Raw genomic sequence first — 21,521 nt, 5'->3', positions numbered from 1 at the left:
CAAATCCGCGCGCGAGTCGAGCATCCGTTTCATATCGTCAAGAACCTGTTCCGTCATCGCAAGGTGCGCTACAAGGGACTGCTCAAGAACACGGCGCAACTGTTCAGTCTGTTCGCCTTGGCGAACCTGGTGATCGCGCGAAACCGGTTGCGCTCGGTTCATGGGAGCAGTCCGTCATGTGGGTGAAGGATGCGAGAAATGAGGTGCACATCCGGGTCAAATTCAACCGAGTTGGCGGCGCTTCACTTCCGCATCCGCAAATTCCGCACCAGTGCCATCGACAACCTTGCGGGATGGCCTATTAATCAGTGTTTCCCTAGGTTCGCACCCGTAACATTGGCGCAGATCCTGGGTAAACTGCCCGATGAGCCGCGAGCGCACCGACAAACTCACGCCAGGCCCTTGCTCGATAAACTCCATGCGTGGCTGAGCACCACACTGGAGATGCTCTCACGCGAATCTGACACGAGTCGGGCGATCCTCTACGCTTTGAGCCGGTGGGAAGCGCTCGCGCTACTACGACGACGGGCGACGGGCACCTGGAAATCGATCACCTGGCGGTCGAGCTCGTATTGCGCGGAGTGGCCCTCGGGCGCCGAAACTACCTGTTCGCCAGCGCGGACTCAGGTGGGGAGCGTGCTATCGCGATTTGCAGCCTGATCGGGACGGTCAAGCTCACCGGCATCGATGCAGAGGCGTATCTGCGCACCAGGCTTGTGCGCGTTGCAGAACATCCGATTAACCGGATCGAAGAACTACAGCCCTGGAAAATGACCACCCCGGCATCGTAAGGCGATAATGCCGCAGGCTTTCCGTTCCCCGGAGATCAGATGGCGAAATCGTTCCAGCGCTTTACTTTTGCACGTGCAGCTTCAATATATCGAGCCGCCCATCTGACGCCGGATCGAGGTCGAAGGAACCGAGTCGCTGCGCAAGCTGCACCATATCCTGCAGGCGGCCTTCGGTTGGGAAGACACCCACCTGCGCGACTTTCTGATCGACGGCATGACCTACGCCATGTTCGAGGTCGATGACGTGCTGGACTTCGCTGACCCGAACACAACCGCCGACGACCGTAAGTCTCGACTTCGGAAGATCGTGAAATCGCCAATGGGGGGGCGCAACGAGTGGTTTCGGTAGCCGAAACGGCGTGTGCGAAGCCGTGAGTCAAGGCTGGTCGGGCAGTCGCCGAACAGGGGAGCAGCGCCGTGCGTCGCCGGCCGTGCGCGGGTCCGGGAAATCAGCCTAAAGCCCCGTCCGGCGGGCCTGACGGGGTGCCCGGCGATCGATTGGCACCGCCGATTGCAATGATCGGAAATACACGTTTCCCTAAACAAATTGGCGGCTCAAACATGCAGGCTGATCGGACGTGGAGGGATTCGCGATGCGCCGGTCCATCACGCACGATCTCGACGAGGTGCTGCGCATCGGAGACCGGATCGCAATCCTGCGCGACGGCACGCTCGTGCAGGTCGGCACGCCGGACGACATCCTGTCGCGGCCGGCGGACGATTATGTGCGGCGGTTCGTGGAGAAGCGCACGAGCGTGAGCTGAGCCGGCACTTGACGCGGGGACGACGGCACGTCGCAATGCGCGGCGTGCCGTTTTTTCAGTGCGCCCAGCATGGGCGCAGTCTTGCGGGTGCAAGTCCCGCCATAAGCTGGCCACAGCGAATGAAGTGAAGCGCAACTGCACGAGGGCGACCGAGTGTGGGGAGGAAGCGTGGAGCGAAACCGCGAGCCGATGGACAAGAACCAGATATAAGGCGATGCCGATCAGGGCGAGCAGGCTGAAAACTGCGAAGCTCTCGTGGCCAAAGATCAGGCGGCGTAAATCTGGCGGCTGTGCGGGGAAGGACTGCGTTCTTACCTGGGGAGATCTCGCCTCGCGCCTGAAAGGGCGACGGTACCGCAAGGGGCCGGAGCGAGAAGTCAGCAGAGGTCGTAGTAGTCGCGGGACAGGCCGAGGAGGCTAAGGCTAGCGACGAAGGGCCAAACGAGCAGGAATGTTCAAGTCTATGAAGAGCCAAGAGGTTATGCTCGTATCTACTGGGTTGGAAAGCCTACTTCCGTTATGCGCAAACCCCAAAGGTCTGGCGAGAGCTGGATGAGTGGGTACGCCATCGGGTTCGGGCCATTCAGCTTAAGCAGTGGACCTACGGCCCCACCATGTACCGGGAACTGCGCACGCTCGGCGCGAGCGAGGCGGTCGCTCGACAGGTAGCCGCAAACGCTCGTCGCTGGTGGCGCAACAACAGCAAACTGCTCAACCGTGTCCTCACCCTGGAATGGGCGGACAGGTTGGGCATCCCCCGCCTGTCCTGACCTCAACTGTTCGAACCGCCCGGTGCGGACCCGCATGCCGGGTGGTGTGGGAGGGGCGCGATCATCGATCGCCCCCTATCCCGATTCGCGCGGCGCATCGTGGATCGCGTATTCGTTCAGCGAGGCCGCCGGTCGTCGGTCATTTCGTCGCCAGCGCGCACACGAGCGGATGCGAACGCACGCCATTGCGATGCACGGCAACCGACGAGAAGCCCGCTTCGGTCATCAGGCGCGCGAGTGTGTCGGGGGTGAACGCATCGTACGGGGCGCGCGCGATGTCCCGGACCGTGATCGCCGCCCTGCCGCCGTGCCTGACGACGCGGCGCAATTCACGCAGCCCTTGCACCGGCGCGTGCCAGAAGTAGATGCAATTGATCGGGAACGCGTTGTCGAAGGTGTCGTCCGCGAACGGCAATGTGTCGACGGAGCCCAGCGCGAGCCAGACACGGCCGTGTTCGATGGACGCGCGGTTCAAGTGCGACGCGGCGGCCAGCACGGTCGGGGAATGATCGACGCCGACGATGCGGCAGGACGGGTTCGACGCGGCCGCGATCCTGATCGCCTCGCCGGGGCCGAACCCGACTTCGAGCAGATGCTGGCGGTCGGCGATCGGCAGCAGGGACAGGGTCCACAGATTGTCCGGCCGATTGTGCCGGCGCATGATGAGGCCGACGATCCGGCCGACAACGCCGCGCGGCAACCCGGCTTGCCCGGGGCGAGTGGTCATCGGAGCCTCCGCGTGTTCCGGATTGGGGAGCGAGACGCATGCCGCCGTCGAGGCGGCTGCGCCAATTCCCAATCTACACGGCGAAAGGCGTCCGCGCACGGCCGCCGCGTCAGGGCGCGACGATTTCGCGTTCGCGCGGCCGCGTGCCGGCCGCGCCGGCGGTCTCGTCGTGCGCCGCGTCCGCGAGAATTAGATCCGCGCCTTTCTCCGCGACCATCATCGTCGGCGCGTTGATGTTGCCCGACGTGATGTTCGGGAACACCGACGCATCGACAATCCGCAGCGCCTGCAACCCATGCACGCGCAGCGCCGCATCGACGACCGACGTCGCCGCGTCCGGCCCCATCGCGCACGAGCCGCACAGGTGGTAGATCGAACCCGACTGCTCGCGGAAATACTGCAGCATCGCTTCGTCGGAGTCGACCTGCGGCCCCGGCGAGATTTCCTCGACGGTCATCGATTTCAGCGCCGGCGCGCGCATCAGCGCACGGATCGCCTTGCTGCCCTGCACGGCTTCGTCGAGATCCTTCTGCGTGGTCAGTGCATTGATGCGGATCTTCGCGGCGTCCTCCACGCGGTTCGACGCGATCTCGATCGAGCCGCGGCTCGTCGGCCGGCACGGATTGAACGCGATCAGGAAACCCGAATACGGCTCGGGCTTGATGCTCGCGCGGTCGCTCTTCGGAATCCGGTACGACAGCGGGTTGAAGTAGAGCTGCAGGTTCGGCTCGCGCGCATCGTCCGCGCCGCGGAAGAAGCCGCCGGCCTGGTTCACGCTCATCGCGAGCGGGCCGCGTTTCGTCAGCAGGTAGCGCAACCCGATCTTCATCTTGCCGAGCAGCGTGCCCATCTCGTCGTTCAGCGTCGGCCGGTTCGCCTTGAAGTAGAAGCTCACGCACAGATGGTCCTGCAGGTTGCGGCCGACGGCCGGCAGCGCATGCACGAGCGGTATGCGGTTGCGTGCGAGCAGCGCCGGATCGCCGATGCCCGACAGTTGCAGCAGCTTCGGCGTATCGACGGCGCCGGCCGCGAGGATCACCTCGCGCGCGGCGACGAGCGTCTCGTCGCCGTTTGCGCCGGCCACGACCACGCCGGTCGCGCGCGTGCCGTCGAACGTCACGCGCCGCACCAGCACGCCCGAGCGCAGCGTGAGGTTCGCGCGGCCCAGCGCCGGCCGCAGGTACGCGAAGCTGCTCGAACAGCGTTCGCCGTTCTTCGTGTTCAGGTCGTAGATGCCCGCGCCTTCGAACTGCGCGCCGTTGAAGTCGTCGGTGCGCGGCAGGTTCAGTTGTGCGCAACCCTTCAGGAACTCGTGGACGATCGGATGCACGTCGGCCTTCATCGACGTGATGTGGATCGGCCCCGTTGAACCGTGATGCTGCGGGTCGGTCGTGCCGGCCGCGTGGGTTTCGAGCTTGCGGAAGTACGGCAGCACGTCGTCGTACGCCCAGCCCGGATTGCCGGCGTTCGCCCAGTCGTCGTAGTCGCTGCGCTGGCCGCGCACGTAGACCATCGCGTTGATCGAGCCCGATCCGCCGACCACCTTGCCGCGCGGGCAGTAGAGCTTGCGGTCGGCGAGCTGCGCTTCGGGCTCGCTGTAGTACATCCAGTTGTAGCGGCGGTTGTAGTAGGTCTTCGTGAAGCCGACCGGCACCTTGAACCAGAACGACGCGTCGCGTTCGCCCGCTTCGAGCAGCAGCACCGAGTGCCGGCCCGATTCGCTCAGGCGGTTCGCGAGGATGCAGCCGGCCGAGCCCGCGCCGACGATGATGTAGTCGTAAGTCATGGTCGCGTTTTTCCTGGTCAGCCCTTCGCGGGGGCGAGATCCTTCACGTCGACGGGCTTCTCGCCCATCTGCAGGTGTAGCCGCTCGCCGGTGTACGGCGTATGACGGCGCACGACGTCCATGTCGAGCTCGATGCCGAGGCCCGGCTCGTTCGACGGGATGATGTAGCCGTCTTCCCAGCGGATCGGCGTCTTCACGACTTCGGCATGGAACCCGCCCCACGTCATGATGCTTTCCTGGATCAGGAAGTTCGGCGTGCAGGTCGCGAGCTGGATGCTCGCGGCCGCGCCGACCGGCCCGTTGTACAGGTGCGGCGCGATCTGCGCGTAGTGCACTTCCGCGAGCGTCGCGATCTTCTTCGCTTCGAGCAGGCCGCCCACGCGCGCGACGTTCAACTGCAGGATCGACGCGCCGCCCGCCTGCAGCAGCTTGTGGAATTCGTACTTGGTCGTCAGGCGCTCGCCGGTCGCGATCGGAATCGACGTGTGCTTCGCGACTTCGGCGATCGCTTCCTCCTGGCCCGGCGGCACGGGTTCCTCGAACCACAGCGGGTCATATTTCTCCAACCGCTTCGCCAGCCGGATCGCCGACGACGGCACCATCTGCCCGTGCGTGCCGAACAGCAGGTCGGCCTTGCTGCCGACGGCCTCGCGCACGCGGCGGCAGAACAGCTCGCAACGGTCGAGCACTTCGAGCGACAACTGGTGGCCCGAGTAGGCCGTGTACGGGCCGGCCGGGTCGAACTTGACGGCCGTGAAGCCGAGCTTCACGTTCTCGGCCGCGCATTCGGCCGCGAGATCGGGATCGTCGTAGTCGTATTCGCCGTTCGCGTTCTTCGGATACAGGTACGTGTACGAGCGCAGCCGCTCGTGGATCTTCCCGCCGAGCAGTTCGTACACGGGTTTGCCGGCGGCCTTGCCGATGATGTCCCAGCACGCCATCTCGAGGCCGCTGACGACACCCATCATCGTGAGGTCGGGGCGCTGCGTGAAGCCGCTCGAATACGCCTGGCGGAACAGCCGCTCGACGTGATGCGGGTCGTGGTTCAGCAGGTAGCGGTCGAACACGTCGTCGATGATCGGGCCCATCGCCTTCGGGTGGAACGTCGCCGAATAGATTTCGCCGACGCCTTCGATCCCGTCGTCGGTCTTCAGCTTCACGAAGATCCAGTACATCCCGCCGACATGCGGCGGCGGCACGGCGACGATGTGGGTTTCGAGCGAAACGATCTTCATACGGACTCCTTGATGCGGTTGAGACGGTATTTGAGGAACGCGGCGGCGCCCGCGCCGCAGAGCGCGATCGCCGCGATATAGCCGAAATAAAGCTGGTAGCCGTGCGCGCCCGGCCAGGTCTGCGTCACGTAGCCGTTGATCAGCGGCACGAACACGTCGGGCGAATAGCCGAGCACCGAGATCAGGCCGATCGCGAGGCCCGCGCAATGCGTCGGCACCTTGCAGTCGTCGAGCAGCGACCAGTACAGGCCACGAATCGCGTAGGTGAGGATGCCGATGAACAGCACGAGCACGACGAGCATCGCCTGCGGGCTGTGCGGCGGCGCGGCGATCAGGCCGACGAGCGACAGCGCCGCGAGCACGAGCGCCCAGAACAGCACCGATACCTTCGATACGCGGTCGCCGAGGAAGCCGCCGCCGATCCCGCCGACGGGGCGCATCCACAGCTTGAGCGTCGTGATGAAGCCTGCCGCCGTCGCACTGAGCCCGAAGTTGCCTTCGTGCAGGTACGCCGAGAAGCTGTAGGTCGCCCAGAACACCTGATAGCCGCAGAACACGATCGCCGCGACGAGCCACAGCTCGGGAATCGCCGCGAGCGTCTTCAGGTCGGTCAGCACGTTGCCTCGGCGGTCGCTACCGGTGCGGCGCTTCGTGGCCGCCGCGTGGTCGCCCGCGCGCGATTGATCCTTCAGCAGCGCGAGCAGCACGCCGAGCGCGATGCAGAAGAACGCATACAGATGCACGACGAGCTTGAAGCCGGCCGCATCGGTGCCGCCGTGCGCCTGCGTTACGTATGCGAACAGCGTGATCGCGATCGTCGCGAGCAGCGCCTCGACGAGCCCGCGGCCGCCGTCGAGCAGCCCGAAGAAGCGGCCCTGTTCGTCGGGGCCCGCGATCATGTTCACGCGCTTGATCACGGCCGCCCAGAACGTGAGGCCGGTGGTGAGCCCCCAGCCGCCGAAGATCAGCACGAGCGTGTTGAACGACGGCCCGGTGGCATAGACGAGCCCGAGCGCGCCCGTCGCGAGCAGCGAGAAGCAGATCAGCCAGCGCGGCGACAGGCGGTCTGCAAGCCAGCCGCTCGGCAGGTAGCTGATGAGAAAGATCGTGCCGAGCGACGAGTACAGGTAACCGAGCTGCACGTCGTCGATACGGAAGAACTGCCGCATCGTCGGCTGGTACACCTGCCGCAGGTACAGCATCGGGTAGATGGCGCCCGCGGCGATCACGAGCAGCAGCAGTTGCAGGTAGCGCTGCGCGCGCGAGTGTTGCGACGCGTGCGCGTCTTGCGTTTCGTCCTGCAACGCGAGCGACGCGGCGGGCGTCGACGGTTGGGTCGGCATGATGTCTTCCTCCATCAGACTTCCGTCATGCGGAGGTCTGCAGATTTGTTTTGTGGTCGATCGGATCGGGGGCGGCGCGCGCGGCGGTGTCGTGGCCGCGCGCGCCTGGATGCGTCAGTACTTCATGACGACGAGGCGCGTCTGCGTGAATTCGAGCATCCCGTGCTTGCCGTCGTCGCCGCCGAGGCCCGAGCGCTTCCAGCCGGCGTGGAAGCCCTGGTACGGATCGGCCGGCGTGCGGTTCACGTACAGCTCGCCCGCCTCGATCGCGTTCGCGACGGTCATCGCGGTGCGGTAGTGCTCGGTGTACAGCACCGACGACAAGCCGAACTGGTGGTCGTTCGCGAAGCCGATGGCCTCGTCGATCGTCGTGTAGCGCAGCACGGGCATGATCGGGCCGAAGGTTTCCTCCTGCACGATCTCCATGTCCTGCCGGCAGTTCGTCAGCAGCGTGGCCGGGTAGAAGAAGCCGGGGCCGTCGGGGATCGCGCCGCCGGTTTCGAGCGTCGCGCCGGCCGCGATCGCGCGTTCGACCATCCCGTGGATGTGCGCGCGCGCCGATGCGCTGACGAGCGGGCCCATGTTCGACGGCTCGGCCGCGCGGTCGCCGCTGCGTACCGCGCCCATCTTTTCCTTCAGCAGGGAGACGAAGCGATCGTGCACGCTGTCGTGCACGTACACGCGCTCGATGGCCGTGCAGAGCTGGCCGCAGTGCGTGGTCTTCGATGCGACGAGTGCGGCGGCCGCGCGTTCGAGGTCGGCGTCGGGCTCGATGATCGCGGGCGTCTTGCCGCCGAGTTCGAGCGACGGCTTCGCGATGTTCGCCTTGCAGTAGTCGAGCACCTTGCGGCCTGCGTTTACGCTGCCCGTCAGCGTGATCATGCCGACCGCCGGATGCGTGCACAGCGCCTCGGCCGTCGCGTGGTCCATCGTCAGGATGTTGACGACGCCCGGCGGGAAACCGGCGTCGTCAGCCGCCTTCGCGATCTCGAACGCCGACACCGGCGTGTGGTTGCTCGGCCGCACGACCACGGTGTTGCCGGCGATCAGCGCGGGCGCGACCTTGCGCAGCAGCGTGTAGACGGGATAGTTGAACGGGATCAGGCACGCGACGACGCCGATCGGCTCGCGCTGCAGGAACAGGTTCTCGTCGGGCGTGTCGCTCGGGATGATCTCGCCCTCGATCCGGCGCGCCCACTCGGCGTGGTAGCGCGTGATCTGGCCGGCGTAGACGGCTTCGTTCGATGCGTCCTCGACGCTCTTGCCGGATTCCTGCGCGAGCGCCGCGCCGATGTCGGGTGCGCGTGCGGTCAGCGCGTCGGCGAAGCGGTGCAGGTAGGCGGCGCGCTCGGCGCTCGGCAGCTTGCGCCAGGCTTTCTGCGCGGCGGCCGCGGCGTCGACGGCGGCGAGCGCGTCGGCCGGCGTCGCGGCCGGTACGCGCGCGAACGGCGCTTCGGTGGCGGGATTATGGACGACGATGGTCGCGTCGCTTTCCGGTACGACGAAACGGCCGTTTATGTAGTTGCGTTCGATGCGCATGAAGTGGCTCCTCCGATGGATGCGGGCGGATCGCTTCGAGCGGCGAAACGCGCGGCACGGGACAGAGGCCATTCTGTTCATGCGTTTAGCGCACGGCAAACGACTTATTTACGCGTCGAGCATGAGAAAAACGCACGTTACTCGACGAATCGGCCGGAATCGCCCGTCCGGCAAGGCCGGTGCGGCGGTGGCGGGGCGCGGGCGGCGGCCGGGCGGCATTTTCCGACTGATCCGAATGCGGACGGGCTGGAAGCCGGTAAGGTGTCGCGCGTTGCCGGCGGTTGGCGGCCGGGGCCGGGGACGGCGCTGGGGCGGTGCTGGGGCCTGGGCCGGCGCTGAGGCCGACCGGGGACGGATCGTGCGCTAGGCCAGCGGCACCTGCGGCAGCGGCGACGACGGTTCGAGGTGGCGCTTCGCGAGCCACACTTCCTGCTGCAACCAGTCGCGGAACTGCACGATGTGCGGCAGGTTCGTCTGCTCGGGCCGCGTGACGAACCAGTACGACTGGTGGCCGTCGACGTGCACGTTGAGCACCTGCATCAGTTGCCCGGTCGCGAGCTCGCGCGCGACCATGTGGCGGTCGGCGATCGTGATGCCGAGGCCGTCGATCGCCGCGCGGATCGCATGGTCGAGCAGGTCGAATTCGTAGCCGCCGCGCGTGTCGACGTCGGCGATGCCGGCCGCCTTCAGCCAGTGTTGCCAGGTCAGGTAGCGCTGGTCGTCGGTCGCGAGCACGTGCAGCAGCGTGAAGCGGTTCAGGTCGATCGGCGAGTCGTCCTGTCGCAGCCGCGCGTACAGCGCGGGCGCGCAGACGGCGATATGCTGCTCCTGCATCAGCAGCGCGTTGTCGAAGCCGTCCCATTCGCCGTCGCCGAACCGGATCGCGCAGTCGAGCACGCGCGATTCGCCGAGGCTGTCGTGAATGCGCGTCGTGAGGCTCAGCTCGAATTCGGGATGCGCGTCGCGCAGCCGGCCGAGGCGCGGCATCAGCCAGCGCGCGGCGAAGGTCGGCGGCACGTTCGCGCGCAGGCGGTTCAGGTGGGTTTTTTCCTGCAGGCTGCGCACGGTCAGCTCGATCTTGTCGAACGACTGCTGCAGCGCGCGCAGCAGCACGCGGCCGGCCGCCGTCAGTTCGAGCTGGTGATGGCGGCGCTCGAGCAGCGTTTCGCCGAGCTGGCCTTCGAGCTGGCGAACCTGGCGGCTCACCGCGCTCTGCGTCACGTTGAGCAGTTCTGCCGCGCGCGTGAAGCTGCCGGTGCGGCCGGCCATCTCGAAGGCTTTCAGCGCGTTCAGCGCCGGCATCTTGCGTCTCACGGGGTGGTGTCGTGTGTGGTGCGGGATGCTTATTGTAGGCGGGTGGCCGGCGAGACGGGGACGATGAATGACGCGGCGGTTGCCCGGCGCCGCGCGCACCGGACATCGGGGTTTTCACGGCCTGACGGGCGGTGCATTTTTTTGCGATAAAGCTGCCCGCAGGATGGCCGGCGGGGCCGGCCGGCAACAACACGAACCAGAGGGACACACATCATGCGACGCCTGCCATCGTTGATCGCGCTGCGATTTTTCGAGGAGACCGCGCGTCATCTGAGCTTCAATCGCGCGGCGGTGTCGCTGTGCGTGACGCAAGGCGCGGTGAGCCGGCAGATCCGGCTGCTCGAGGAAGCGCTCGGCGCGCGCCTGTTCGAGCGCGATCACAAGGGCGTGCGCCTGACCGATGCGGGCCAGCGGTTGCTGCCGTTCATCGGGCAGGCGTTCGACACGATCGAGCGCGGCGTCGGCGAAATCGCCGCCGCGCGGCCGGGCGCGAAGCGGCGGCTGACGGTGTCGCTGCCGCCGACGTTCGCGACGCAGTGGTTTTCGCCGCGGCTCGGCACGCTCGCGGAGGCGTTGCCCGACGTCGAGCTGTCGATCCGCACGGAGCCGGCCGACGATTGCCATTGCCACATCCGCTTCGGGCGCGCGGCCCGGCCCGGCATGCAATCGGAACTGCTGATGATGGAGCGGCATGCGCTCGTCGGCGCGCCGCGCTATCGCGGCGACGCGCTCGATGCGCTGTTCGGCCGGCTGCCGTCGCTGCACGTGCTGCACGAAGGCAAGCGCCTGACGCTGTGGGCCGACTGGTGCGAGCAGGCGGGTGTCGACGTCGAACGGATCGGCGACGGCATCGAGTTCTCGACGCTCGAACAGGCGATTCGCGCGGCACGCAAGGGCGCGGGGCTCGCGGTGGTCGACCTGAACATGATCGAGGAGGAGATCGGCGAGGGCAGCCTCGTGCGGCTGTCGCCGGTGCAGCCGATCGGGCCGTTCGGGTATTGGCTCGACGTCGAGCCGGAGAGCGTCGCGGTCGAGCATGTGGCGGCGTTCGCCGCGTGGTTGAGGGGGCAGGCGGCGAGGCGGGGGTAGGGGGCGTGTGCCGGGCGGTGAGTCGAGGCTGATCAGGACGTGGAAACAATCGGATTAGTCCACGTTTGTCTTGCCGTGCTTCCGGTCGCTGTATCTGTCAACGATCGTTACCGAGAACGGAGATCGGCACGATCGTTGACGACTTGGGCCACGCGGTTACTTTCCGTCGCTGCCGGTTACGAGTCGGGATCCAGCCCGAAATGCATCAGCGTTTCACGGCGAGCCATGGCTTCTGCTTCCGCGTCCGTGAAGATCGGCAACTGGCACTTCGATGGATCGATGCGCCCCACCTTGAAGACGGCTCGTCGAGGCCGGATTGCAAGTGCGGCGGCCGCCTGCGCGTCGTGCTCCAGCGCGGACTTGCGCATGACACGCGCCAGGCTGTGATGGAGTTCGCGTGTGACGAACGCGTCAAGGAGCTGGCGCGCTTCCGAGAGGCGAACGGGACGATGCTTGCTCATCGGGCGGCCACGCCTCGACGTGGTCTGTGTCATCCGGAATCCGGCGATCGGAGCGTGCTTTGCGGTCATTCGTAAATCCCCTTTTCGATCAAGTATTTCTGCAACGTCTGCACAGACTTGCCATGCGGTGTGACGTCGAATGTCATCCAGCGATGTGATCCCGCTACGCGCCAGAAATCTCGCCCGAATCGCGTCGCATAGAGCGCGCGTAGCGACCGAAGCGATCCGTCGGCCAGACCGGCCGGGTCGCTCTGGAAATACTGGAACAGTGCCGCTTCGTCTCCCTGCTGGTCGGGAATGGGCGCATCGAAGCCGAAGCGCGGCCACGCGTAATATCCAAACAGTCGGCGCCCGCCGGGCTTCGGTGCGGCCTTGCGCCCGCCCGCCGCAAGTGTGCGGATCTGAATGATCCCCAACGTATCGCATGCCCGAACGATTCGCCATAACATCACCGCGCCGAGTCCGGCGATCGCATGATCGACGAGATCGATTGTCCTGAGTTCGAGTGCGGATACGTCCGATGTTCCAACGACGGATACGCGATTCTCGGATCGGATCAATGCGGGGTGGGTGACGCTGAAAGTCAACCTGTTCGAGCTGTCGAGATACGCTTGAATTTCCGATCCGGCAGGTGCTCCGCACAATGAAACGAGCAGTTTGTCGGGGATGTCGCCGTCCACGCCCAGCAACGCGGAGATATCCAGATCGCTTCGATCGATTGTTAGCCGATCGTCGAAGTACGTCGTCTCGAACGGCAGGACATGGCTGAGATCGACAAGGCGGGCGGGCATGGTAGCGGGCAAAAAGCGGAAAGCCCCAGCATATCGCCGCGAATCCGGCCCGCCGAGTCCGCCGAATGGCCAGGCCGCACGCGTGGAGACCGCTCGTCCCGCCCGCTTTACGACCCGTCGAACGTCAGCAACGCAACGCGGCCGACCGATTCGTAAAACAAAGGAATCCAGTCGGCGCCCATCGTGCGGTACGCCCGGCCGGTCACGCCGGCGACGAGCAGATGAATTCAACCTCGTCATCACGGATCGACCGCCGACAGGTCGATCGACACGAGCGGATGCAGGTGACGCGCCAGCGCGGCAGCGGGCTCGGCGACCACGTCGGCGTCGGACGGATAGACCTTCCGGCCAGGTTGTGGCGTGACGACGTCTTCAACCATGATCGGCGTTCGCACGGTGAGAGGCCGACAACGCTGCACGACAGAAGGCGATCACCGGATGAATGCCCGGCGCCGCCGCAGCCTGCCCGACGCGCGTCCCGTTCCGTTCATCCGCCCGATCGGCGGCGCCTGCATGCAGGCGCACCGACCCGTCTGGAGTTCATTCCCTTGATAACAGTTGATAACCGGGTTACGCTGCATGCATCGAATTCAATGCCGTCGGGAGGTCGACATGATCAGTGCCGAGCTGGGCCAGCAACTGGAGGCTTACGTCGCGAAGCTGGTCGAATCGGGGCGTTACGGATCCAAGAGCGAAGTGCTCCGGGAAGGCGTGCGCCTGATTCAGGATCGCGAGGCGCAACTGAATGCGCTGGACGCGGTGATCGCGCGCAGCCTGGCCGATGCGGAAGCCGGACGCGGCGCCGATGCGGAGGCCGTATTCGATCGCCTCGACGCGAAGTATCGGGCACAGGCGGATCGTCAGGCGTGATCGTCCGCTTGTCGGACTTCGCGATCGCCGAACTCGAAGCGATTGCCGATTTCATCGCGCGTGACAATCCGCAACGGGCCGTGACTTTCGTGCGCGAGATTCGCGACAAGTGTCTGGGCCTTGCCGGGATGCCGTTGGCGTTTCCGCTGGTGCCGCGCTTCCAGCGCCACGGCGTGCGGCATCGCGTGTACGGCAACTATCAGATCTTCTATCGGGTCGTCGGCGTTCCGCCGACGCGGATCGATATTCTTCACATCCTGCACGGCGCGCGGGACTACGCGTCGATTCTGTTCTGAGCGGGGTCGCCAGCCCGGTCTTCTCGCCGGGAACACGAAAAGCCGCCGGCCACAATGAAAGAACCCGGCCTCGGCCGGGTTCTTTCAAATCGCATTTCGCATCGCCGCAGCGCATGACCGGTGCGACGATGCGAAAGCCCTAGCGCGCCGCCGCAGGCAAGCACGAAGCCTGCCTCCATCGTCAATGCGCCGACGCCTCCTCCAGCGTCAGGTGCTTCGTCTCCGGCGCCCATGCAATCGACACGAGCATCCCCACCAGCAGCACGCCTGCCAGCGCGAACATCGTCGCGTGAAAGCCGAGCGTCGCGATGCCGACCGGCAGCAGGAACGTGCCGATCGCCGAACCGAGCCGGCTGCACGCGATCGCCAGCCCGACACCGCTCGCGCGCACTTCGGTCGGAAAGCACTCGGGCGGGAACACGCCGACGAGGTTGCTGAACGCCGACATCGTCAGCGTGAAGATCGCGAACGCGACGATCATCGCGAGTGCGGCCGACGACGGCAGCACCGCCAGCGCGACGAGCGACGCGCACGTCACCGCGAACGAGCCGATCAGGAAGCCGCGCCGCGACAGCCGGATCGTCAACCAGATGCCGATCAGCGCGCCCAGCACGAGGAAGCCGTTCAGCAGCAGATCCGCGCCGAAGCCTTCGGCGAGGCCGATCGTCTTCAGGATCGTCGGCAGGAACGTGTAGATCGCGAAGTACGGAATCACGAGGCACACGAAGAACGCGCAGTTGAAGACCGTCCGGCGGATCAGGTCGGACTCGAACAACCGCGCGAAGCCCGCATTCGCGCGCGGTTCGGCCGGGCCATCGAGCATCACGTGCGGTCCGAAATGCTTCGCGACGATCGCGCGCGCTTCCTGCACGCGACCCTTGCCGAGCAGCCAGCGCGGCGATTCGGGCGTGCCGATCCGCAGCACCAGCACGATCAGCGCGGGCAGTGCGGCCGACGCGAGCAGCCAGCGCCATGCATCGGGCGCGGCGTCGCCGTATGCGAGGCCGAGCACGTTCGCGGCGACATAGCCGATGGTCCAGATCACGCTGAACGAGCCGAGCAGCGCACCGCGATGCTTGCGCGGCGAGAATTCGGCGAGGATCGCGTGGCCGACCGTGAAGTCGCCGCCCATCCCGAAGCCGATCAGCACGCGCAGCACGCACAGTTCGAGCGGCGAGCTCACGAAGAACTGCGCGAACGCGGCCGCGGTGATGATCACGAAACTCGTCAGGAAGATCTTCTGCCGGCCCATCCGGTCGGACAGCCAGCCGAACACGAGACTGCCGAAGAAGATGCCGATCAGCGCCGAGCTGCCGATCATTCCCATCCAGAACGCGTCGATCGGCATCTGCCGGCCGAGCGCGGCGAGCGCATAGCCGATCGTGCCGAGCGTATAGCCCTCGGTGAAATGCGCGCCGAACGTCAGGCCGGCGACCTTCACGTGGAAACGGTTGAGCGGCACGTCGTCGAGCGCGACGGGGCGGTGCGGCGCATCGGCGCCGCGCGTGAGCGGCAACGCGCGCGCGGTGCCGGTTTGAACGTTGGCTTGGGTCAAGCTGCCTCCGGATTGGTATGCATGCGGCGCGCGGGCGTCGTGCGACGTCGCGGGAGCCGTGGGAGGCGCCGCGCGGCCGGGCGGCGCGCGACGCGGATCGACCGCGGAGAGCGGTCAGGGATCAGCGGCCGAGGCCGGCCATCAGCGTGTACTTGAGTTCCACGTATTCGTCGAGGCCGTACTTCGAGCCTTCGCGGCCGAGCCCCGATTGCTTGACGCCGCCGAACGGCGCGACTTCGGTCGAGATGATCCCGTCGTTGACGCCGACCATTCCGCTTTCCAGCGCACCCGACACGCGCCACGCACGGCCTAGGTCGCGCGTGTAGAAATACGCGGACAGCCCGAACGGCGTGTCGTTGGCCGCGGCGACGGCTTCGTCCTCGGTCGAGAAGCGGAAGCAGCCGGCGACGGGGCCGAAGGTTTCCTCTTCGGCGATCAGCATGTCGGGCGTCATGCCGGTCAGCACGGTCGGCTCGTAGAACGTGCCGCCGAGCGCGTGACGCTTGCCGCCGGCGAGCACGTTCGCGCCCTTCGCGGTGGCGTCGGCAACATGCCGCTCGACCTTGCCGAGCGACGCTTCGTTGATCAGCGGCCCCTGGTCGACGTCGCCCGCGAGCGCATTGCCGACGCGCAGCTTGCGCACGGCGTCCGCGAGCTTGCGCGTGAACGCGTCGTACACGCCGTCCTGCACGAGGAAACGGTTCACGCACACGCAGGTCTGCCCGGTGTTGCGGAACTTCGATGCGATCGCGCCTTCGACCGCCGCATCGAGATCGGCATCGTCGAACACGATGAACGGCGCGTTGCCGCCGAGTTCGAGCGACAGCTTCTTCAGCGTGTCGGCCGACTGCTTCGCGAGCAGCTTGCCGACCCGCGTCGAGCCCGTGAACGACAGCTTGCGCACGACGGACGAACTCGTTAGCGTCTCGCCGATCGCGACCGCATCGCCCGACACGACGTTGAACACGCCGGCCGGCACGCCCGCACGCTCGGCGAGCACCGCGAGCGCGAACGCCGACAGCGGCGTTTCCTCGGACGGCTTCAGCACCATCGTGCAGCCTGCCGCGAGTGCGGGGCCGGCCTTGCGCGTGATCATCGCGAGCGGGAAATTCCACGGCGTGATCGCCGCGACGACGCCGACCGGCTCGCGCGTGACGACGATCTGCGCGTTCGGCTTCGGGCTCGGGATCACGTCGCCGTACATGCGCTTCGCTTCTTCCGCGAACCATTCGAGAAAGCTCGCCGCGTACGCGACTTCGCCGCGCGCTTCCGCGAGCGGCTTGCCCTGTTCGCGCGTCAGCAGCTCGGCGAGCGCGTCGCGGTGTTCGAGCATCAGCTCGCCCCAGCGCTTCACGCGGGCGCCACGCTCTTTCGCGGTCAGCGCGCGCCACGCGGGAAACGCGTGGGCGGCCGCGTCGATCGCGCGCTGCGTGTCGTCGGCACCGCCTTTCGCGACCTTCGCGATCGTCTCGCCGGTCGCCGGGTTCAGCACCGGATAGGTCGCGTCGCTCGCGTCATGCGATTCGTGCCATTCACCGCCGATGTAATGGCCGGTCCTCAGAAATTCGTTCATCGTGTGTCGTCCCTTCAGTGCCTCGTTACTTCAGTCTGCCGCGAAAGTGCCCTGTGCCGGGCGCGACTCGCGCGCGATGCGCTTGCCGGCCGTGTAGTCGTTGATCAGGTCGCACGGCGTGTAGTTGCGTTCCAGCTCGTGCAGTTCCTCGTCGGTGAGCTGCGTTTCGAGCGCGCCGAGCGCACTGTCGAACTGCGCGACGGAATCCGCACCGACCAGCATGCTCGCGATGCCGGGCCGGCTCAGCACCCACGCCTGCGCGATCTGCGCGGGCGGCACGCCGCGCCGCTTCGCGACCTTCGCGACCGACTCGGCGATCGCGAGCGACGACGCATCGCCATACATCTGCGCGGTGAAGAAGTCGGTCTGGTTGCGCGTCGATTGCGGTTCGCACGTCAGCAGGCCGCGCGCGAGCGGGCTGAACACCGATACGCCGACGCCCTGGTCGATGCAGTACGGCACCATCTCGCGCTCTTCCTCGCGATACGCGAGGTTGAGCTGCAGCTGCATGTTGATCGGCTTGTCCCAGCCGTTGCGTTCGCACGCCTGCATGATCTTCGCGAACTGCCACGTGTACATCGTCGATACGCCGATGTAGCGCGCCTTGCCCGCGCGCACGATGTCGTGCAGCGCGCTCATCGTTTCCTCGACGGGCGTGTTCACGTCGAAGAAGTGCAGCATGAAGATGTCGACGTAATCCATTCCGAGCCGCTTCAGCGACCCGTCGATGCCGTCGAGCACGTGCTTGCGCGAATGGCCGCCCGCGTTCGGGTAGCTGCCCATGTCGTAGCCGACCTTGGTCGTCACGACGAGCTCCTCGCGGCGCGCGTTGCGCTTCAGGATGCGGCCGACCACTTCCTCGCCGACGCCCGTCGAATAGAAATCCGCGAGATCGATGAAGTTGACGCCGGCGTCGAGCGCGCGGCGCACGATCGGCTCGCTCTGCGCTTCGTCGAAGATCCACGGCTTCCATTCGGGGGTGCCCATGTTCATCGTGCCGAGACACAGGCGGGACACCTTCAGGCCGGACTGGCCGAGGCGGACGTATTCCATGCTTCCTCCTGGTGCGGCCTTGGCGGCCGTTCGTTGTCTGTCAGTTCTTTTTCGGCGTGTAGAACGGGTTCGATACGTCGCGCGCGGCGGCGAACACCGCGTCGCGATGCGGCAGCCCTTCCATCGCGGCGACGATCGCGTTGCGGCACGCGCGGTAGTTGTTCTCGAACACGGCGTCGAGGTCGTCGGTCTGCGGGTTGACCCAGTTCGCCGACACGACGACCCAGTCGTTTTCCGCTTCGGGCGGCAGCGTGCCGTTCTCGAGCGCTTCGGCCACGGCCTTCGCGATGCCGGCCTGCGATGCGCCCCACGTCGCATTGCCGTGGAAGTCGCCGGCGATCTGCGCCTTGTTCACGTACAGCGTGAGCGGCTTGGTCGGCACGCCCGGCTGCGCGATCACGACGAACGGCGCGTGGCCGGCCGACGGTGTCGCGAGCGCGGTCGCGAAGGCCTGCCCGGCCGGGCCGTTGCGCGGGCCGACCAGCACGTTGATGTGCGCGAGGTTGACGCCGGGGCCTTCAAAGCCTTCGCCGATGTAGAGCTGCCTGGGTTGGGATGCGGTCATTGCGGTGTCTCGTCGATGAGGTTGGGGGTGAGGCGATTGTGGTGGGCCGCTCAGCGGCCGGTGAATCGATGTTTCCTGATCGGGCTATGAGTTTTCGTCGTCTCCGGGAAAGCCCTTGGTCCGGCGCGCAAACGCCCGCCGGGCGTGCCGCGGCCGCCGCCGCGACGGCATGCGGGGCGGGATCGGCGGGCGGTTTTTCGCGTGCAGGCTCCGGGTTTGTCATACCCGGCCAGGGGTTGGAGGGCCGAGCGCATCTGGACAACAATCGGCGTACTCCGAGCCCTATCTTTCGTCTTCCCTTTTCTTTTCGAAAGCGAGTAATTCCGATGGCTGCCATTGAGAAACCTGTCGCTTCGCGCCAGCCCCCCGGAGCGGGGCACGCCCCCAAGGGGCCTTCCTTCGGGGCGGAAAGCCTGGGGCGGCCCGGCGTTTTCTCGAAACCCGACTGGTCGAAGCTGACTTCGCTCGATCCGGAGCTGATCCGGGCGTTCGTCGCCGTCGTCGAAAGCGGCGGCTTCACCGCGGCGGCCCGGCAACTGCATCGCACGCAGTCGACGATCAGCCTGCGCATCCGCACGCTCGAGGAGCGGCTCGACACGCACCTGTTCATGCGCAACAGCCGGCGACTCGAACTGTCGCGCGACGGCGAGAATTTCCTGATCCACGCGCGGCGGATCATCCAGGTGCAGAACGACGCGATCATTGCGCTGAAGCAGACGAGCAGCGACCGCGGCATCGTGCGCTTCGGGCTGCCCGAGGACTACGCGGAGCTGTGGTTGCCCGACCTGCTGAAGTCGTTCTATGCGCTGCGGCCGGGCGCGCGCCTGCACGTGCATTGCCGCACGTCGCTCGAACTGCTCGAACGGCTGCAGGCCGGCGAGCTCGACGTCGCGCTCGTCGTTCGGCACGGGCAGAACGCGGGCGGGCGGCTGCTCGGCCGCCACGACGTCGTGTGGGCCGCGCACCGGGAATTCGCGCTCGGCCCGCATGCGTCGGTGCCGCTCGCGCTGTTTCCCGAGACGTGCTGCTACCGGCAGCGCGGGCTGCAGGCGCTCGCGACGGCCGAGCGGCCGTATCACGTTGTCTATACGAGCCAGAGCCCGACCGGCATCAAGATTGCCGTGAACCACGGCGCGGCCGTGACGATGATCGATCGCTGCACGCTGCCCGAGAACTGGCGCGTGCTCGATGAAACGGACGGACTGCCGCCGCTGCCCGCGGCCGATCTCGAACTCCATCGCTCGCCCGGCATCTGCGACCCGCTGACCGACGATCTCGCTTCGTTGATCGAATCGATGGTCGACGAGCGGCGGCGCGCATCGCTCGAGGCGTTCGCGTAGCGGGGCGACCGGAGCGCGGCTGAAGCGAGGGACGGGCTCGATTCTGGCGCGTGTCTGTCCGCCGCGCGGCCCGCAGATGGAGGGCTACATTCCACATGCCGTTTTTTGCACCGTCTCGCCATTTTTTTGCAAGGCGTTTATGCCCTGTTTCCTAAGCAGGCCATGTGTCGAACGGCCGAGATGGCTTCCGTCCGCTCCGCGACCTTCGTCCATCCCGTTCCCGCCTTCAATGTCGCTGTCCGCCAGTTGCGCGCCCTCGCGTATCAGCATTGTTCTCTAGTGGTGAGTAGCCTCGGGGCGAAATTCCCCGGGGCTACTCACCACTAACCCATTGTTTTATCGGAATAGTGGAAATCAAAGTCACCCCAAGCGGTGTCTGCGCAATATGGTCAGTTGACATAGTCAGGGAAAGGGCGGCTTCCGCGCGAATTGACGCCACCGCAACACCTCGGTTATGCGCTACGCAACGGCAGCCTAATCGCCCGGGCAGCGGCGCCATGCAAGGCCTGCTGCCTCGTCGACCATCCGAACGCGCAGCGTGCCGCTGCGATGCCTTCCTGGTTGATCTGTTTTCAGCCCCTCGACACGCCATAGTCGCGAACGCCGTCGGCATCGAGCGCGCGACTCTGTTCGCGATGCTTTGCGATCCGATCCGGATCCAATACTTGCCGGTCAATAGCACGCGAAGGATTCTGCAGGACCCGCAACTGAAATTGGCATCGAGATCAACGCGCCGATCGACAGGCTACGGTTGAAACAGGCCTTTTAGGATTGGTCCCATTCAATTTCAGACTCGCCCTGCAGCGCGGACGGTTGGATTTCCTTAAAGTAGAACCCATTGGAAGTTCATAAACCGGCCGCAAGATAGGGCGAGCGCACGAACCCGTAACGTGCCGAGTAGCTGGCGTAAGCAGCCTCTCATTCAATAGCAAGCGATCCATTTTCGGCGTCTACCCAACGACGCTTCGGGCGAGCTGCACTGGAGCCCGCCTACTCGGCAACGCCTGCATACCTCGATCGACTACCCTACCCTCGTCGACTACGAGGACAGGCTAATGCCTGATACAACGCTATACGCTGGAACGAGGCAGGGTCGCCGTAAGGCTGCCCGGATCAAGTAGTCCAGGATACCCGCTTCGTTCTGGATCGCGTACTGGCATGCAAATTTTTCTCGCAACGCGCGTGTAGGAACCGCACATTGCATTTCATTTCCATCTTTGAGTGATTACAACGTCATGTTTCGTGCAGCAGGCGAACGAGCGACAAAACATGGCGCGGCCCGCGCCGCACGGGCGGCCCTCGCGGGGTGCGTCGCCGCGTTCTTCGCGTTGCCTGCCCACGCGAAGTACGACGTCGACATCGACGCGCCGCGCTCGGTCCGCAAGCTGCTCAAGTCGCATCTCGATATTGCGCGCTTCGCGAAGCGCGACGACATCAGCGAAGACCAGTTCGACTTCCTCGTGACCGCCACGCCGCAGCAGGTGCGCGACCTGACCGCGACGGCCGGTTATTTCTCGCCGGTCGTGCGCACCGACGTGCGTATGCGCGACGGCAAGCGCGACGTGCGCATCGCGGTCGATCCGGGGCCGCAGACCGTCGTGTCGACGGTCGACCTGACGTTCAAGGGCCCCGTCGACATCGAAGATCCGAAGCAGGAGG

Annotated in this window: 18 protein-coding genes and 5 pseudogenes; 10 read left to right on the top strand and 13 right to left on the bottom strand. The window is 66.0% G+C overall.

Annotation, left to right across the window (positions count from 1 at the left end):
* The 5 genes and pseudogenes from BT264_RS36090 to BT264_RS36065 form a co-directional block, all read left to right on the top strand.
* On the top strand, positions 1–186 hold a 186-nt coding region (locus BT264_RS36090; protein ID WP_143155841.1), incomplete at its 5' end, for a transposase.
* A gap of 156 nt (positions 187–342) precedes the next feature.
* Positions 343–791 (top strand): annotated as a pseudogene (locus tag BT264_RS36085) (transposase); the annotation flags it as partial.
* A gap of 39 nt (positions 792–830) precedes the next feature.
* A pseudogene (locus BT264_RS36080) lies at positions 831–1,104 on the top strand (plasmid pRiA4b ORF-3 family protein); the annotation flags it as partial.
* Between the two features lie 292 nt (positions 1,105–1,396).
* Positions 1,397–1,531, top strand: a pseudogene (locus BT264_RS36075) (glycine betaine/L-proline ABC transporter ATP-binding protein); the annotation flags it as partial.
* Between the two features lie 497 nt (positions 1,532–2,028).
* Positions 2,029–2,325: pseudogene (locus BT264_RS36065) on the top strand (group II intron maturase-specific domain-containing protein); the annotation flags it as partial.
* Between the two features lie 139 nt (positions 2,326–2,464).
* Here BT264_RS36065 and BT264_RS36060 read toward each other — a convergent pair.
* From BT264_RS36060 to BT264_RS36035, 6 genes are all read right to left on the bottom strand, one after another.
* Positions 2,465–3,151 carry a class I SAM-dependent methyltransferase gene (locus BT264_RS36060; RefSeq protein ID WP_143155836.1) on the bottom strand — a complete coding sequence of 229 codons (687 nt, stop codon included), beginning with the start codon at positions 3,149–3,151 and terminating at the stop codon, positions 2,465–2,467.
* 10 nt (positions 3,152–3,161) lie between these two features.
* On the bottom strand, positions 3,162–4,838 hold the full coding sequence (locus tag BT264_RS36055; RefSeq protein ID WP_072445348.1) for a GMC family oxidoreductase: 1,677 nt from the start codon (positions 4,836–4,838) through the stop codon (positions 3,162–3,164).
* Positions 4,839–4,855: 17 nt separating this feature from the next.
* Positions 4,856–6,073 carry a mandelate racemase/muconate lactonizing enzyme family protein gene (locus BT264_RS36050; protein WP_072445349.1) on the bottom strand — a complete coding sequence of 406 codons (1,218 nt, stop codon included), beginning with the start codon at positions 6,071–6,073 and terminating at the stop codon, positions 4,856–4,858.
* The gene (locus BT264_RS36045; protein ID WP_083534409.1) at positions 6,070–7,416 is read right to left on the bottom strand and encodes an MFS transporter; all 1,347 of its coding nucleotides are present in this window, start codon (positions 7,414–7,416) and stop codon (positions 6,070–6,072) included. The genes BT264_RS36050 and BT264_RS36045 overlap by 4 nt, the downstream gene beginning before the upstream one ends.
* Positions 7,417–7,530: 114 nt before the next feature.
* Positions 7,531–8,955 (bottom strand): aldehyde dehydrogenase, encoded by a 1,425-nt coding sequence (gene aldA, locus BT264_RS36040; protein ID WP_072445350.1) that lies wholly within the window; start codon positions 8,953–8,955, stop codon positions 7,531–7,533.
* A 363-nt stretch (positions 8,956–9,318) separates the two neighbouring features.
* Entirely contained in the window at positions 9,319–10,257 is a 939-nt protein-coding gene (locus BT264_RS36035; protein WP_072445351.1) for a LysR substrate-binding domain-containing protein, read from the bottom strand.
* A gap of 225 nt (positions 10,258–10,482) precedes the next feature.
* Here BT264_RS36035 and BT264_RS36030 point away from each other — a divergent pair, with 225 nt between their 5' ends.
* Entirely contained in the window at positions 10,483–11,358 is an 876-nt protein-coding gene (locus tag BT264_RS36030; RefSeq protein ID WP_072445352.1) for a LysR substrate-binding domain-containing protein, read from the top strand.
* 176 nt (positions 11,359–11,534) lie between these two features.
* Here the strand turns inward: BT264_RS36030 and BT264_RS36025 are convergent, their stop codons facing one another.
* The 3 genes from BT264_RS36025 to BT264_RS39460 form a co-directional block, all read right to left on the bottom strand.
* Positions 11,535–11,819 (bottom strand): hypothetical protein, encoded by a 285-nt coding sequence (locus BT264_RS36025; RefSeq protein WP_143155837.1) that lies wholly within the window; start codon positions 11,817–11,819, stop codon positions 11,535–11,537.
* Positions 11,820–11,884: 65 nt separating this feature from the next.
* Entirely contained in the window at positions 11,885–12,610 is a 726-nt protein-coding gene (locus tag BT264_RS36020; RefSeq protein WP_072445354.1) for a hypothetical protein, read from the bottom strand.
* 239 nt (positions 12,611–12,849) lie between these two features.
* Entirely contained in the window at positions 12,850–12,990 is a 141-nt protein-coding gene (locus BT264_RS39460) for a hypothetical protein (RefSeq protein WP_177318453.1), read from the bottom strand.
* A gap of 232 nt (positions 12,991–13,222) precedes the next feature.
* Here BT264_RS39460 and BT264_RS36015 point away from each other — a divergent pair, with 232 nt between their 5' ends.
* Both BT264_RS36015 and BT264_RS36010 read left to right on the top strand, forming a co-directional pair.
* Positions 13,223–13,480: a type II toxin-antitoxin system ParD family antitoxin gene (locus BT264_RS36015; protein WP_072445355.1), complete on the top strand. Its 258-nt coding sequence runs from the start codon at positions 13,223–13,225 to the stop codon at positions 13,478–13,480.
* Positions 13,477–13,776 (top strand): type II toxin-antitoxin system RelE/ParE family toxin, encoded by a 300-nt coding sequence (locus tag BT264_RS36010; protein WP_072445356.1) that lies wholly within the window; start codon positions 13,477–13,479, stop codon positions 13,774–13,776. The genes BT264_RS36015 and BT264_RS36010 overlap by 4 nt, the downstream gene beginning before the upstream one ends.
* A 181-nt stretch (positions 13,777–13,957) precedes the next feature.
* Here BT264_RS36010 and BT264_RS36005 read toward each other — a convergent pair whose 3' ends face one another.
* The 4 genes from BT264_RS36005 to fae form a co-directional block, all read right to left on the bottom strand.
* On the bottom strand, positions 13,958–15,292 hold the full coding sequence (locus BT264_RS36005; protein ID WP_256260768.1) for an MFS transporter: 1,335 nt from the start codon (positions 15,290–15,292) through the stop codon (positions 13,958–13,960).
* Between the two features lie 160 nt (positions 15,293–15,452).
* Complete coding sequence (locus tag BT264_RS36000; RefSeq protein WP_072445358.1) at positions 15,453–16,904, bottom strand: NAD-dependent succinate-semialdehyde dehydrogenase; 1,452 nt, start codon at positions 16,902–16,904, stop codon at positions 15,453–15,455.
* Between the two features lie 30 nt (positions 16,905–16,934).
* The gene (locus BT264_RS35995; RefSeq protein ID WP_072445359.1) at positions 16,935–17,957 is read right to left on the bottom strand and encodes an aldo/keto reductase; all 1,023 of its coding nucleotides are present in this window, start codon (positions 17,955–17,957) and stop codon (positions 16,935–16,937) included.
* A gap of 40 nt (positions 17,958–17,997) precedes the next feature.
* A complete protein-coding gene (fae, locus tag BT264_RS35990; protein WP_031397394.1) occupies positions 17,998–18,522 on the bottom strand; it encodes a formaldehyde-activating enzyme in 525 nt (174 codons plus the stop codon).
* Between the two features lie 326 nt (positions 18,523–18,848).
* On the opposite strand from fae, the gene BT264_RS35985 reads away from it, so the two are divergent.
* Both BT264_RS35985 and BT264_RS35975 read left to right on the top strand, forming a co-directional pair.
* Entirely contained in the window at positions 18,849–19,862 is a 1,014-nt protein-coding gene (locus BT264_RS35985; protein WP_256260767.1) for a LysR family transcriptional regulator, read from the top strand.
* Positions 19,863–21,097: 1,235 nt separating this feature from the next.
* Positions 21,098–21,521: pseudogene (locus BT264_RS35975) on the top strand (outer membrane protein assembly factor); the annotation flags it as partial.

This window comes from Burkholderia sp. NFPP32, assembly GCF_900119325.1.
Taxonomy (GTDB): domain Bacteria; phylum Pseudomonadota; class Gammaproteobacteria; order Burkholderiales; family Burkholderiaceae; genus Burkholderia; species Burkholderia pyrrocinia_C.
The sequence above is the reverse complement of the archived record's forward strand: the minus strand, read 5'-3'. Positions and strand labels throughout refer to the sequence as shown.

Excerpts from the sequence above, each read along its gene's own strand:
- BT264_RS35985 (WP_256260767.1), top strand. The coding sequence starts at position 18,849 with ATGGCTGCCATTGAGAAACCTGTCGCTTCGCGCCAGCCCCCCGGAGCG.
- BT264_RS36035 (WP_072445351.1), bottom strand. The coding sequence starts at position 10,257 with ATGCCGGCGCTGAACGCGCTGAAAGCCTTCGAGATGGCCGGCCGCACC.
- BT264_RS36000 (WP_072445358.1), bottom strand. The coding sequence starts at position 16,904 with ATGAACGAATTTCTGAGGACCGGCCATTACATCGGCGGTGAATGGCAC.
- BT264_RS36015 (WP_072445355.1), top strand. The coding sequence starts at position 13,223 with ATGATCAGTGCCGAGCTGGGCCAGCAACTGGAGGCTTACGTCGCGAAG.
- aldA (WP_072445350.1), bottom strand. The coding sequence starts at position 8,955 with ATGCGCATCGAACGCAACTACATAAACGGCCGTTTCGTCGTACCGGAA.
- BT264_RS36025 (WP_143155837.1), bottom strand. The coding sequence starts at position 11,819 with ATGAGCAAGCATCGTCCCGTTCGCCTCTCGGAAGCGCGCCAGCTCCTT.
- BT264_RS39460 (WP_177318453.1), bottom strand. The coding sequence starts at position 12,990 with ATGGTTGAAGACGTCGTCACGCCACAACCTGGCCGGAAGGTCTATCCG.
- BT264_RS36055 (WP_072445348.1), bottom strand. The coding sequence starts at position 4,838 with ATGACTTACGACTACATCATCGTCGGCGCGGGCTCGGCCGGCTGCATC.
- BT264_RS36050 (WP_072445349.1), bottom strand. The coding sequence starts at position 6,073 with ATGAAGATCGTTTCGCTCGAAACCCACATCGTCGCCGTGCCGCCGCCG.
- fae (WP_031397394.1), bottom strand. The coding sequence starts at position 18,522 with ATGACCGCATCCCAACCCAGGCAGCTCTACATCGGCGAAGGCTTTGAA.
- BT264_RS36030 (WP_072445352.1), top strand. The coding sequence starts at position 10,483 with ATGCGACGCCTGCCATCGTTGATCGCGCTGCGATTTTTCGAGGAGACC.
- BT264_RS36045 (WP_083534409.1), bottom strand. The coding sequence starts at position 7,416 with ATGCCGACCCAACCGTCGACGCCCGCCGCGTCGCTCGCGTTGCAGGAC.
- BT264_RS36020 (WP_072445354.1), bottom strand. The coding sequence starts at position 12,610 with ATGCCCGCCCGCCTTGTCGATCTCAGCCATGTCCTGCCGTTCGAGACG.
- BT264_RS35995 (WP_072445359.1), bottom strand. The coding sequence starts at position 17,957 with ATGGAATACGTCCGCCTCGGCCAGTCCGGCCTGAAGGTGTCCCGCCTG.